Annotated in this window: 10 protein-coding genes; 8 read left to right on the forward strand and 2 right to left on the reverse strand. The window is 67.8% G+C overall.

Annotation, left to right across the window (positions count from 1 at the left end; translation table 11 throughout):
- Positions 1-22: 22 nt before the first annotated feature.
- From GH740_RS02820 to GH740_RS02835, 4 genes are all read left to right on the forward strand, one after another.
- Entirely contained in the window at positions 23-1702 is a 1680-nt protein-coding gene (locus tag GH740_RS02820) for an alpha-amylase family glycosyl hydrolase (RefSeq protein WP_153744534.1), read from the forward strand.
- A gap of 15 nt (positions 1703-1717) precedes the next feature.
- A complete protein-coding gene (locus tag GH740_RS02825) occupies positions 1718-2725 on the forward strand; it encodes a LacI family DNA-binding transcriptional regulator (RefSeq protein WP_153744535.1) in 1008 nt (335 codons plus the stop codon).
- Between the two features lie 76 nt (positions 2726-2801).
- Positions 2802-4895, forward strand: coding sequence for an APC family permease (locus GH740_RS02830; RefSeq protein WP_367640431.1), 2094 nt, complete (start codon positions 2802-2804; stop codon positions 4893-4895).
- Positions 4896-4954: 59 nt separating this feature from the next.
- A complete protein-coding gene (locus GH740_RS02835) occupies positions 4955-6895 on the forward strand; it encodes an amino acid transporter (RefSeq protein WP_153744536.1) in 1941 nt (646 codons plus the stop codon).
- Between the two features lie 36 nt (positions 6896-6931).
- Here GH740_RS02835 and GH740_RS02840 read toward each other — a convergent pair whose 3' ends face one another.
- The gene (locus GH740_RS02840) at positions 6932-7912 is read right to left on the reverse strand and encodes an SRPBCC family protein (protein WP_153744537.1); all 981 of its coding nucleotides are present in this window, start codon (positions 7910-7912) and stop codon (positions 6932-6934) included.
- 28 nt (positions 7913-7940) lie between these two features.
- Complete coding sequence (locus tag GH740_RS02845; RefSeq protein WP_153744538.1) at positions 7941-8300, reverse strand: metalloregulator ArsR/SmtB family transcription factor; 360 nt, start codon at positions 8298-8300, stop codon at positions 7941-7943.
- 178 nt (positions 8301-8478) lie between these two features.
- Between GH740_RS02845 and GH740_RS02850 the strand changes: the two genes are divergently transcribed.
- From GH740_RS02850 to sufU, 4 genes are all read left to right on the forward strand, one after another.
- Positions 8479-10050 (forward strand): ATP-binding protein, encoded by a 1572-nt coding sequence (locus GH740_RS02850; protein ID WP_172978264.1) that lies wholly within the window; start codon positions 8479-8481, stop codon positions 10048-10050.
- A 151-nt stretch (positions 10051-10201) separates the two neighbouring features.
- Positions 10202-11257 (forward strand): hypothetical protein, encoded by a 1056-nt coding sequence (locus tag GH740_RS02855; protein WP_153744540.1) that lies wholly within the window; start codon positions 10202-10204, stop codon positions 11255-11257.
- A 231-nt stretch (positions 11258-11488) separates the two neighbouring features.
- Positions 11489-12769, forward strand: a complete 1281-nt coding sequence (locus GH740_RS02860) for a SufS family cysteine desulfurase (RefSeq protein ID WP_153744541.1) — start codon at positions 11489-11491, stop codon at positions 12767-12769.
- On the forward strand, positions 12766-13209 hold the full coding sequence (sufU, locus tag GH740_RS02865; RefSeq protein ID WP_153744542.1) for a Fe-S cluster assembly sulfur transfer protein SufU: 444 nt from the start codon (positions 12766-12768) through the stop codon (positions 13207-13209). The genes GH740_RS02860 and sufU overlap by 4 nt, the downstream gene beginning before the upstream one ends.
- Positions 13210-13217 lie beyond the last annotated feature (8 nt).

The following is a 13217-nucleotide window of genomic DNA, read 5'->3' on the forward strand; positions in this document are numbered from 1 at the left end:
GCGCTTCCACTACGCTGGTCGCATGACGACGACCGTGCCCGACCAAGCCCTTTCGCAGCCCACCGCCCGCGGCTCGGAGTGGTGGCGGTCCGCCGTGATCTACCAGATCTATCCGCGGTCGTTCGCGGACGGCAACGGTGACGGCATCGGCGACCTCCCCGGCATCACCGCACACCTGGACGACCTCGCCCGGCTCGGCGTGGACGCGGTATGGCTGAGCCCGTTCATGACGAGCCCCCAGAAGGATGCCGGCTACGACGTCGCCGACTACTGCGACGTCGACCCGCTGTTCGGCACGCTCGCGGACTTCGACGAGATGCTCGCGGCCGCGCACGCCCGCGGCATCCGGCTGATCGTGGACCTCGTCCCGAACCACTCGTCTGACCGGCACGCGTGGTTCCGCGAGGCGCTGGCCGCGGCGCCGGGCGGCGCCGAGCGGGCCCGGTACCTCTTCCGCGGCGGGCGCGGCGCGCACGGGGAGCTGCCCCCGAACAACTGGCAGTCGGTGTTCGGCGGGCCCGCGTGGACCCGCGTCACCGAGCCCGATGGGACGCCCGGCCAGTGGTACCTGCACCTGTTCGACGCGTCACAGCCGGACTTCGACTGGACGAACGCCGAGGTCCGCGCCGAGTTCCGCCGCATCCTGCGGTTCTGGCTCGACCGCGGGGTCGACGGGTTCCGCGTGGATGTCGCGCATGGGTTGATGAAGAAGGACGGCCTGCCGGACTATCTTCCGTCGGCGAAGGACGGATCGACGGGCGGCGACACCGGCGCCGTCCCGTATTGGGGTCAGCCCGAGGTCCACGACATATACCGCGAGTGGCATGACGTGCTGGCCGCGTACGACGGGGACCGGGCCCTGTGTGCGGAGGCGTGGATGCCGTCGATCGCCGAGACTGCGCTGTGGGTGCGTCCCGGTGAGATGAATCAGGCGTTCAACTTCGGGTACCTGATGAGCCCCTGGGATGCGGCCGCCCTGCACGACGTGATCGACGAGTCGCTGCACGAGTACGGCGCAGTGGGCGCCCCGAGCACGTGGGTGCTGTCGAACCACGACGTGATCCGGCACGCCTCCCGGCTGGCGCTTACCGCCGACAGCCCTCAGGGCGAGGGCATCGGACCGAATTCCCCGGGCCGGCCCGACCCGGTGCTCGGCCTGCGGCGCGCCCGCGCCGCCACGACACTCATGCTGGCCCTGCCCGGTTCGGCGTACCTGTACCAGGGCGAGGAGCTCGGACTGCCCGAGGCCATCGACATCCCGGACGCGGCGCGGCAGGACCCGACGTGGTTCCGCACGAACGGGGAGCGGTACGGGCGGGACGGCTGCCGTGTGCCGCTGCCCTGGGTCGCCAATGCCCCCGCGTACGGGTTCAACATCACCGGCGCCTCGTGGCTGCCGCAGCCGATCGAGTGGGCGCGCCTCGCGCGCGACGTCGAATCCGCCGATCCGGCGTCCACGCTGAACCTGTACCACCGGCTGCTCGCCGAGCGCCGCGACCGCGGCCTCGGCACCGGGGCGCTGGCGTGGGTCGACGGGTACGGTCCGGATGTCGTAGCATTCCGAAACGGGAATGTCACGGTCGCCGCGAACCTCGGCGACGCGCCGGTCCCCGTACCCGCCGGGCGCGTGATCCTCGCCAGCGGGCCGCTCCACGAGGGCGGCATCCCCGTCGACACCACGGTGTGGGTCGCGACCGACTGACACGGGAGACCGGACATGGTGGGCATCGACGATGTGGCGCGCCGCGCCGGGGTCTCCACGGCGACGGTGTCGCGCGCGCTCAGCGGCCGCGGCCACGTGTCCGCCGATGCGAAGGCACGCGTGGAGGAGGCTGCCGCGTCCCTCGGGTACGTCGTCTCGGCGGTGGCATCCAGTCTCGCGTCGGGCCGCGCCCGGAACATCGGCGTGCTGGTGCCGTACGTACAGCGCTGGTTCTTCAGCACCGTCCTGTCGGGGACCGCGGCCGAGCTCGTGCGGCACGGCTACGACACCACTCTGTACAGCCTCGCCGAGGACGCGGGGCTGCGTCGCAGCGTGTTCGACACGTTCCTGCGCCGCCGCCGCGTCGACGGCGTGATAGCCGTCTCGATCGAGCTCGCCGACGACGAGATCGACCGGCTCACCGCGCTGGGTCTGCCGGTCATCGCGCTCGGCGGCCCGGACCCGCGACTGAGCGCCCTCACCCTCGACGACGTCGCCGTCGCGCGCCTGGCCACCGAGCATCTGCTCGCGCTCGGACACACCCGGATCGCGCACATCGGCGCAGGCTCGGAGTTCGACCGGGACTTCCATATCCCCACGCGGCGCCGGCAGGGATTCGAGCAGGCGCTGACGGCGGCGGGTCTGGACGTACACCGTGCCCTGTTCGAGCCGGCGGACTTCACGATCGAGGGCGGGTTCCGCGCCGCCACACGGCTGCTCGGCGGGGAGGGCGAGGAGCCCACGGCGATCTTCGCCGCCTCCGACGAGATGGCGATCGGCGCGCTGCTGGCCGCCCGGGAGCTGGGCCGCCGCATCCCCGCGGATCTGTCGGTGGTGGGCGTGGACGGCCACGAGCTGGGCGGGTTCTTCCAGCTCACCACCGTCGACCAGTTCCCGGCACGGCAGGGACGGCGCGCGGCCACGGCGATCCTCGCCGCCCTCGAGGAGCATCGCAGCCCGGAACCGGGAGCGCTCCCGTTCGAGCTCGTGATCCGCGGCACCTCCGGCCCTCCCGCGCGCTGAGGCCCGCAGAGGCGCCGCACCGCCGGCGCACAGCGCCTCGGCCGCGTCGCGTTGCAACGGGTGCCCTTTAGGCGTAGTGTCGCCCGCCGTGACAAGCGAGAATCGCGACACCACGCCGGAGGCACCGGCGGTGAAGCGCATCCTGATCGGCGACCCGCTGGCGTCCGAGAACGCCGACGAGCATCTGCTCCCGAAGCGGATGGCGCTGCCGATCTTCGCGTCCGACGCGCTGAGCTCGGTCGCGTACGCGCCGCAGGAGATGCTGATGATCCTGCTCACCGGCGGGCTCGCGTTCCTCGCGTTCGCGCCGTGGGTGGCGGCGGCCGTCGTGCTGCTGCTGGTGGTGGTCGTGCTGTCGTACCGCCAGCTCATCCGGGCGTACCCGTCCGGCGGCGGCGACTATGAGGTGGCGCGCACGAACCTCGGCGAGGTGCCGGGCGTCGTCGTGGCGTCCGCCCTGCTCGTGGACTACGTCCTCACCGTCGCGGTGTCCACGGCATCCGGCGTCGACAACATCATCTCGGCGCTGCCGGGCCTGAACTCCTGGCGGGTCGAGCTGTCGGTGGCATGCGTCCTGGGGATCGTGCTGATGAACCTGCGGGGCGTGCGCGAGGCATCCCGCGCGTTCGCTATCCCCACCTACGCGTTCGTCGGATCCGTGGGCGTGATGGTCGTGGTGGGTCTTGTCCGCACGGTTCTCGGCGTCGCGCCGGTCGCCTCCAGTGCGCAGTACGCGCTGCACACGCAGAGCATCTCGCAGGCGGCGGTGATCCTGCTGGTGCTGCGCGCTTTCTCCAGCGGCTGCTCGGCGCTGACCGGCGTCGAGGCCGTCTCCAACGGCGTCCAGGCGTTCCGGCGGCCGAAGATCCACAACGCGCGCACGACGCTCGCGCTGATGGGCGGCATCGCCGCGACGATGTTCGCGGGGCTTGTCGCGCTCGCCCTCATCTCGGGTGTGCAGTACGCGGAGAACGCGTGCGACCTGGCCGGATTCGCGTGCAAGACCACGCCTCAGCCGAGCCTGATGGCGCAGCTGGCCGCCGCCACGTTCGGCATGGGATCCGTGCCGTTCTTCATCATCCAGGCGGCCACCGCGTGCGTCCTCCTGCTCGCCGCGAACACGGCGTTCAACGGGTTCCCGCTGCTGGGCGCGGTCCTGGCCCGCGACGGCTACGCCCCGAAGGCGCTGAACACCCGCGGTGACCGCCTCGTGTACTCCAACGGCATGATCCTGCTGGGCATCGCCGCGGTCGGGGTGCTGGTGGTCTACCAGGCGAACCTGACGAACCTGATCCAGCTGTACATCATCGGCGTGTTCGTGTCGTTCTCGCTGGGCCAGATCGGCATGATCCGGCACTGGATCCGTGGGCTCGGCCGCATCCGCACCCTGCCGGCGGCCGCCCGCGGGCAGCAGTCCGCGCGGCGGCAGGCGCTCAGCTATCGCAAGGGGCTCCTGATCAACAGCGTCGGCGCGACGATGACGGTCTCGGTGCTCGTGGTAGTGACGATCACGAAGTTCACGCACGGCGCGTGGCTCGTGTTCCTCGCCATCCCGATCCTGTCGACCCTGATGATGGGCGTGTACCGCTATTACCGGGATGTCGAGCACGAGATCCGCATGGACGACACCGTGCATTTCGGGTCGGCCGGGGACGTGGCGCTGATCCTCGTGAACCGGCTGCAGAAGCCGGTCGTGAAGGCCGTCGACTACGCGCTGGCCGCGAAGCACTCCAAGACCCTCGCGTTGCACGTCGCGGTGACGAAGGAGGAGTCCGCGGCCCTGCAGCGGGAGTGGCAGGCGCACGGGATGCCGGTGCCGCTGGTGGCCATCGAGTCGCCGTTCCGCAGCTATGCCGGTCCCGTGATCGAGTTCATCCGGCAGTACCGGGCCGAGCACGGCTCGAGTGTGATCACTGTCTACCTGCCGCAGTACATCGTCGGACACTGGTGGGAGCGCATCCTGCACAACCGGCGTGCGCGGCGGATGGCGCAGCAGCTCATGCTCGTGCACGGGGTGACGATCACGCTCGTGCCGTGGCTGCTGGACTCGTCCGAGCTCATCTACGGGCGCCGGTCGCGGCCCGTCCCCGGGCAGGACCGCGCGGGCCGTCCGTTCATGCCCCGTGAGCGCCAGGCCTTGGAACCGCGGGAGACCGAGCGACAGCTCTGACTCACCGACCGGCGTGGGTCCTGCGGTCTGCAGGAGCCTCGACGGCGTTCGGAGGGGATATGGCCACGGATGTTGGACGACGGCGAGCGCTTCGCGATTGGCTGCTGACCGGTCTTGTCGATGACGCGGGCGGTCATCAGGGGCCGCACGCCCGCACCGTCGAGGAGACCCACTCGTGGTGGCGGGTGATGTGCCTGACCGGACTCGACTACTTCTCGACTCTGGGCTATCAGCCCGCGATCGCGGCCCTGGCCGCAGGACTCGTGTCCCCGTTCGCGACCATAGTGCTCGTCGTGTTGACGCTGTTCGGCGCCCTGCCCGTGTACCGCCGGGTCGCGCACGAGAGCTTCCGCGGATCGGGCTCGATCGCGATGCTGGAGCGGCTCCTCCCCTGGTGGGCCGGAAAGGTGTTCGTGCTCGTGCTGCTGGGCTTCGCTGCCACCGACTTCATGATCACCATCACCCTCTCAGCGGCCGATGCATCCGCGCACGCGATCGAGAACCCGTTCGCGCCCGCCTGGTTCAAGGGAAATCAGGTCGGCATCACGCTGTTTCTCATCGCCGCACTCGGTGCCGTCTTCCTCAAGGGCTTTCGCGAGGCGATCAGGGTCGCAGTCATCCTGGTGGGGCTGTACCTGACGCTCAGCCTCATCGTCGTCGCCACGTCGCTGATCGAGGTGGTCACGCATCCCGTCGTCGTCCACGATTGGTGGTCGGCGTTGACCGCCCAGCATGACAACCCTCTGCTGGTAGCGGGAATAGCCCTTCTCGTGTTCCCGAAGCTCGCCCTCGGTCTTTCCGGTTTCGAGACGGGCGTCGCCGTGATGCCCCAGATTCGCGGATCGGATGCGGACGATCCCGCCTTCCCCCGTACGCGCATCCTCGGCGCCCGGCGCCTGCTCACCACGGCCGCGCTGATCATGAGCGGATTCCTCATCACGTCGAGCCTGTCGACGACGATGCTGATCCCCCAGCAGGAGTTCCAGCCCGGCGGCACGGCGAACGGGAGGGCCCTGGCCTACCTCGCGCACGAGTACCTCGGCAGCGCATTCGGCACGCTGTACGACGTCAGCACGATCGGCATCCTCTGGTTCGCCGGCGCCTCGGCCATGGCCGGGCTGCTCAACCTCGTCCCGCGATATCTTCCCCGCTACGGCATGGCGCCGCAGTGGGCACGATCGGTCCGGCCGCTGGTGATCGTCTTCACCGTCATCGCGTTTGTCGTCACTCTCGTGTTCGAGGCGAGCGTCGACGCGCAGGGTGGCGCTTATGCCACCGGGGTCCTCGTCTTGATCACCTCCGCCGCCGTCGCCGTCGCCGTCTCCGCATACCGGAGACATGAACGCTGGCGGCTCGTCGGGTTCAGCACGATCACCGCCGTGTTCATGTACACGACGGTGCTCAACGTCATCGAGCGGCCCGACGGCATCCGCATCGCGGCGTTGTTCATCCTCGGCATCCTCGTCGTCTCGGTCGTCTCACGGATCGGCAGATCCTTCCAACTGCGCGCCACCTCGCTCACCTTCGACGACCCGGCGGACGAGTTCCTGGCCCAGGATTCCGCCCGCGGCGAGGTCAACATCATCGCCCACGAGCCGCACGCCGGCGACGGGGCCGAGTACTCCGCCAAGAATCGCGACGAGAGGCGGTTCAGCCACATCTCCCGAGGCACCCACACGATCTTCCTCGAGGTGCACCCATCCGACTCGTCGGACTTCGAAGAGGACCTCACTGTGGTGGGTGTGCGCAAGTACGGATATCGCGTCCTTCAGGTTCGCAGCGGCAACGTACCGAACACGATCGCGGCGATCCTCCTGGCCGTCCGCGATCGCACGGGCGTGGTGCCCACGGTGTATTTCGAGTGGACCGAAGGAAATCCGCTGTCGAACATGTTCCGTTTCCTCTTCACGGGGACCGGCGAGGTCGCCCCGGTCACGCGCGAAGTGCTGCGCCACGCCGAGCCCGATCCGAAGCGCCGCCCCGCCGTGCACGTCGTGTGAGCAACCTCAGGTCGGGCGGCTGCCGGGGCGGCCGCCTCAGGCCGGGAGCAGTTCGCGCTCCAGTCGCTGGTAGCTGGTCTCCATGCCGTCGACCATCCCGGTGGCCAGGACCATGTCGCGGGTCGCGGCGTCCGGGTACTCGATGAGCAGCGTGAGCAGCGTCGCGCCATCCTCCTCGTACAGTTGCAGATCATTAATGGTCGACGGGTAGTCCGTGCCGGTCATGTGCTCGGTCGTCACGGCGCGGCGGGGCGCGTCGGACAGCAGCGTCTCCCCGTCGAACCCGAACGGCTGCCCCTCGGTGCCGCCGACAGGCTCCCACGCATAGCGGTAGGTGCCGCCGACGGTCGTGTCGACCTCGCACACGGTCATCCGCCACCCGTCGGGGCCGAGCAGCCACTGCGAGAGCAGCTCGGGCTCGTGGTGCGCGCGCCAGACGAGCTCGCGCGGTCCCTCGATCAGACGGGTGATGCGTACGTGCTGGTCGTCGAGCACCTCCAGACGGGTGCCCTTGCCGGCGGCATAGTCGCGCAGGTCCTGCAGCACGGCATCCAGCTGGCCCATGGCCATCCGGGTGCCCTCGACCATGCCCATCCCGACGGCCTGCTCGAGCGCCGCCGCCGAGGAGAAGTGCGTCACGCCGTTCAGGCGGGTGCCCGTGGCGGTCGGCTCGAACGCGAACACCATCCGCATCGGCGGGATGTCGTCGGCGAGGTCGCCGTCCTCGTCCGCGAACCCGTCGAGGACCTCGAACGAGCGCGGCTCGTCAATGGCGAGGAACTCCCACCGGCCGCGGGATGTCTCGCCGCGCGGCCCGGTCATCCGGTACTGCGCGAGCCCGCCGGGGGCGAAGTCGAACCGGGTGAACGTCGCCGGCCATCCGGGAGGGCCCCAGAACCGTTCGAGCTGACGGGGATCGGTGAACACCTGCCACACCCGCTCGGGCGGGGCGGCGAAGTCGGCGACGATGTCCATCGTCAGCTTCTCGGGATCACTGGTGATGTGCGTGACGGGCATGATCTCTCCTTGTTCGGTGCGGCCCCGGTCAGGATTCGGGCCGCGGTGTCTCAGCGTCTTCGGCCAGCAGGGCGTCGATGCTGTCGATGCGGTGCCGCCAGAGGTCCTGGTAGCGCTCGAGCAGCTGCTGCGCCCGGGCGATCATCTCGGGATCGGTGCGCACGCGACGCTCCCTTCCCTCGGCCCGCTTGACGATCAGGCGGGCGGCTTCGAGCACGGCGACGTGCTTCTGCACCGCCGCGAACGACATGTCGTAGTCGGCCGCGAGGGTCGACACCGACTGCTCCGCGGCGATCGTGCGGCGCAGGATGTCACGCCGCGTCGCGTCGGCCAGGGCCCGGAAGATCCGGTCCACGTCATCGTCGCTGAGCTCTCTTTGTGCAACCATTTGGTTGTACATTACGCGGCGCGGCGGCCGACGTCAAGGACCACGGCGGCAAAATCGAGTAGCAATGACACAACCCGCCGATAGCCGACACACCACCGCTTCCGTTGAGATTGCCTGTGACGAAACGAGGGGAACGACCTCCAGACCACGGAGTAGCCAGGACACTACGCTCAGGAAGGTGAACGACCTGCCTGGGCGAATGACCGCGAATCAGAGAATTCTTGCGGACTACGAGGAACGATTCCGCCGATCTTCCCAGGGGGCAGCCGACTTTCTTGACTTCCTCAAGCGCAGCCAGGCAGGCACATGGCGATTCGAACAAGACTCAACCCCCGGTCGGTGGTGGATAAATATCACGCTCCCCGCGCATCAAGCCGAAGTGTTCGGACTTCACCGGGAGATCCAGGTGCTCTACACGGAGTACGAACATGTTGAGCCACGCGCACTCTCTGTGATTCAGGGACGGGTGCGGCGGGATATGAGAGTGGAGCCTGACGTCGCGATCCTCGTGAGCCGTGACAAGAACGTCAGGCACACGACGGCTCGGAGGCGCGGCGAAATGGCGATTGTGCCCATCGATCTCGACGAGATTCGACTTGATGGCGCCCGGCCGCTTCATGCCCTGATCGGTGAGTCTGTGGCCACTGTCGATCACTTTGACGTCGCGACTCCAGTGCGGGACCCTAGCGGCTTCTACGGGCGATCTGCGGAGATTGACGTGATCGCCGCGGATCTGCGCCGGGCCATTTCGGTCGGCGTCTTCGGTCTGCGAAAGACGGGCAAGACTTCGCTTCTCAACTCATTGACCTCACTTCGTGATGACGATGAACGGAACGTGACAGTCCGCGTGGACGTTAGCGAAATCGTCACAGGCGAGCAGTTCCGATCGTCCATCCTTGAGGGGCTCTGGGACGCGGTACATGCCCTGCCCGGAAACGGAGATTTCAAACCCCGTACCCGCACGTTGACTCGCCAAGGCAAACGCCGCGTCGAACTGCCCGACTCCTCTGCGAGCTGGATCCAGGACATCCGTGTGCTTCTTCAGCGCGTTGAACGCCCAGCTGTCCTTGTAGTGGACGAGGTCGATCAAGCCTTCCCGCCCCGATCAAACTTGGAGCCAGGCGAATCACGCGCCCTATTTTCCTCGCTCGTTCAGCTCCGGAGCCTGTTGCAGGAACAAGAAAGACTCGCGCTCTTATGCGCGGGTGTCGACCCCGCACTCTTCGAACGCCCGATTGTAGAGGGCAAGGATAACCTGCTCTACAAGCTCGTGAAGCTCATCTGGCTGGCTCCGATGTCACGTGAAGAGATGGCTGAAATGGTCCGCTCCCTTGGCCGACGCATGGGAGTTAGAGTCCGGGATCACGAGGTCATAGACCTGCTATTCGATCAATACGGTGGCCACCCCCTGCTCACGCGGAAGGCTTGCTCCTTCGCGACGCGTTCACGTACGCCTCAGGAACTCCCTTTCCATATTTCAAGAGAAGGAATCGAACAGGCGATCGCCTCTCGTGAGTACGACGGACCGCAAGATCAAGCGGCCGATGTCGTCACTTCATTTACGGAGTGGTTCTCAAACGAGGCTGCGCTTCTGCGCCTCTACTTCTCGTCGCGAGATGACGAGAATGAGCTGGCCCGGAGCCTTCTTGCCGACGAACCAGACGCGCTCCTCCATGCCGTCGCCTACGGGCTGTGTTTCACGGACCGCTCAGCTCGCGTCAAGGCGGCGATCGATGCGCTTGAGCGATAGCGGTGCGACAGGAGCCCTCCAGCGCTGGGTAGATGATGTCGCAATACGGCTCCTGGAGGGCCACCGGCTCCTTCTCCGGCTTGCGCCCAGAGTCGGCAAGACTCATCTGATTGGCCGGCTGGCCGATGCGCTTGGGCCAACGGCTATCGTTGTGAAAGGAGCTGACTTCACCGAAATCCAGCAGTCAAGTCAACGGGCGCAGATCCAGGATGCGCTCAGTCGGGCTCTCGAAGCACACGGTTCGGCTCAGTTGCTATTCGACGGGTACGACCGTGCACTCGCTCGGAGCCAAGGCGCACGACTTCAGGCATGGCTCACTAATCAACTGGTGGACGGCGTCCACGCCCGCGACATTGGTGCGATCTTCACCGCTCGCTGCAGCACCGCGGTCCACCGCGAAGGCGCGGGTAGCCCGCTGATGTCACGCGTTACGCCGATCCTGCCCCCGACTCTGGATAAGACAGTCCCGAAGTCCGAATCCGGCAAGTCATGGTTTGGAGATGCTGCGGTGATTGCCGATCGCGTCTCAAGCGACGGCCGCCTAACGCCCCAGGTGCTGATCGACCAATTTGAATTTGATGCGACCTATATCACCGACGTGCGAGGGGCTGCACAAACCCAAATTGAGCGAGGCACCCTCGACCCGATCCACGATTCGTACACAGCTCGGTGTGCAGTGCATGGATTACTCCACCCTGGGGGAAAGACGAGGTTCCTTGAGCGACTCGAATCGGCCCTCCTGGCTTCGCCAGAGTCGAATCCCGCATGGCCCGAGCAGGCCTCGGCAAGTGTGGATCGCTTCGTCGAGCTCATCTCGGGAGCAGACCGGGTCATTTGGTCAGACCGATACATGTATCGCGACATCGAACCATTGCGTTCATTCCTACAAGCAGTAATTGAAAGGTCCGACGCGAAGATTCATTTGCTCGGTGGGCGCGAGGTAAGCGACCGGACCGTAACCCGTGCGGAGATGGCGAGGCTTACGTCGCTCGAGGATGTAGGCGCACGATGGATGTCGCGGTCCGATCTCCGAGACCTCCACGAACGCCATCTCGTGACTGGCCCCGGCGGCTGGGTTGTGCCCCAAGTGCACGTCATCGTCGGGCGTCAGCACCCAGGCAGTGCTGTTGCCGCTCGCACTAGCGGCTTCGGTGTCGACTACTGGACGATCTGGAGACGATCGATCGAACCGTCGACACTCCACTGAGTCCCTCCGACCGATGGCAATGAGGGTTTTGCCCCGGTAGAACCGCTTTGTCGACGATGCTCAATTGGTATGCGTCACTTGAGAGCCAGAGACGCAACCTGCACGGCCGTGAAGATGTATGACAGGCTGGCGCGGGTGCAGGAGCAGGACGTGCGGCGTGATTCAGTATCATCCCACCGTGATACCGACAAGCCGGCCGCGGGGTGCTCCGGCGGACGTAGCCTGGATTCCATGACATCCCTCGCCGGCACCGGCGTGTTCGACGTGCGCGCGGTCCGGGCGGACTTCCCGATCCTGGACGAGCGGATCGGCGACGCGCCTCTGGTGTACCTGGACTCCGCAGCGACCAGCCAGAAGCCGCGCGTGGTCCTGGACGCCGAGCGTGCGTTCCTCGAGCACGCGAACGCGGCCGTGCACCGCGGCGCACACACACTGGCCGCCGAGGCGACGGAATCGTTCGAGGATGCCCGCGCCGCGGTGGCCGCTTTCGTGGGCGCCGAGCCCGAGAGCATCGTGTGGACGGCGGGAGCCACGGCCGCGCTGAACCTCGCCGCGTACGCGATCGGCAACGCGAGCGTCGGTCCGGCAGCGACATCCCGCTACGCCCTGCACCCCGGCGACGAGATCGTCGTGACCGAGGCCGAGCACCACGCGAACCTGATCCCGTGGCAGCAGCTGGCCGCGCGCACCGGCGCCGTGCTGCGGCACATCCCCGTGCACGACGACGGGACGCTCGACCTCACCGCCGCCGCCGCGCTGATCGGCGAGCGCACGCGCGTGGTCGCGTTCTCGCACGTGTCCAACGTGCTCGGCATCGTCAACCCGGTCGCGGAGCTCGTGGCCTTGGCGCGGGATGCCGGAGCACTCACAGTCCTCGACGCGTGCCAGTCCGCGCCGCACGTTCCGCTGGACCTGCCGGCGCTGGGCGTCGACCTCGCCGCGTTCTCCGGGCACAAAGTCCTCGGTCCGTACGGCATCGGCGTGCTGTACGGCCGCACCGAGGTGCTCGACGCGCTGCCGCCGGTGCTCACCGGCGGGTCCATGGTCACGACCGTCATACTCGACCACGCGGAGTTCCTGCCGGCACCGCACAAGTTCGAGGCGGGCACGCAGCCCGTGTCCCAGGCGATCGGGCTCGCGGCCGCGGTGCGCTACCTGGAGGGGCTGGGTATGACCGCCGTGCACGAGCGTGAGCGCCTCCTCGAGCGGCGCCTGCGCGACGGGCTGCGCGCGATCGACGGCGTACGCCTCCTCGGTGACGCGGATGCCGACCGGGTGGCGCTGTGCGCCTTCGACGTCGACGGCGTGCACGCGCACGACGTCGGCCAGGTGCTGGACGCGCAGGGCATCGCGGTGCGCGTCGGCCACCACTGCGCGCAGCCGCTGCACCGCCGGTTCGGGATGACCGCCTCGGTGCGGGCGAGCGCCTCGGTGTTCACGACCGAGGACGAGATCGACGCGTTCCTCGACGTCCTGTCCGGCGTCCGGGCATACTTCGGGGTGGGCCGATGAGCGGACTCGACGCGCTGTACCAGGACCTGATCCTCGACCATGCGAAGCACCCGCACGGATACGGACTCGCCGACGCGGAGGGGCGCACCGCCGACGTGCATCAGCGCAACCCGGTGTGCGGCGACGAGATCACGCTGCGCCTGCGGCTGGACGGCGACACCGTGCGCGACGTCACCTGGGAGGGCGCCGGCTGCTCGATCTCCCAGGCCTCGGCATCCATGCTCGCGTCCCTCGTCGGCGGCGACGGGATGCCGCGGGCGACAGCATCCGCCCTCATCGACGGATTCCGCGCGTCGCTGCGCTCACGCGGCACCATTCCTCTGGACGAGGAGCGCTTCGGCGACGCCGCCGCGCTGTCCGGGGTATCGAAGTACACCGCGCGGGTGAAATGCGCGATGCTCGCGTGGGTGGCGCTGGAGGAAGCCCTGCTGCTCGCGTGAGCGCGTGG

This window comes from Microbacterium sp. SYP-A9085, from assembly GCF_009649635.1.
Lineage (GTDB): Bacteria > Actinomycetota > Actinomycetes > Actinomycetales > Microbacteriaceae > Microbacterium.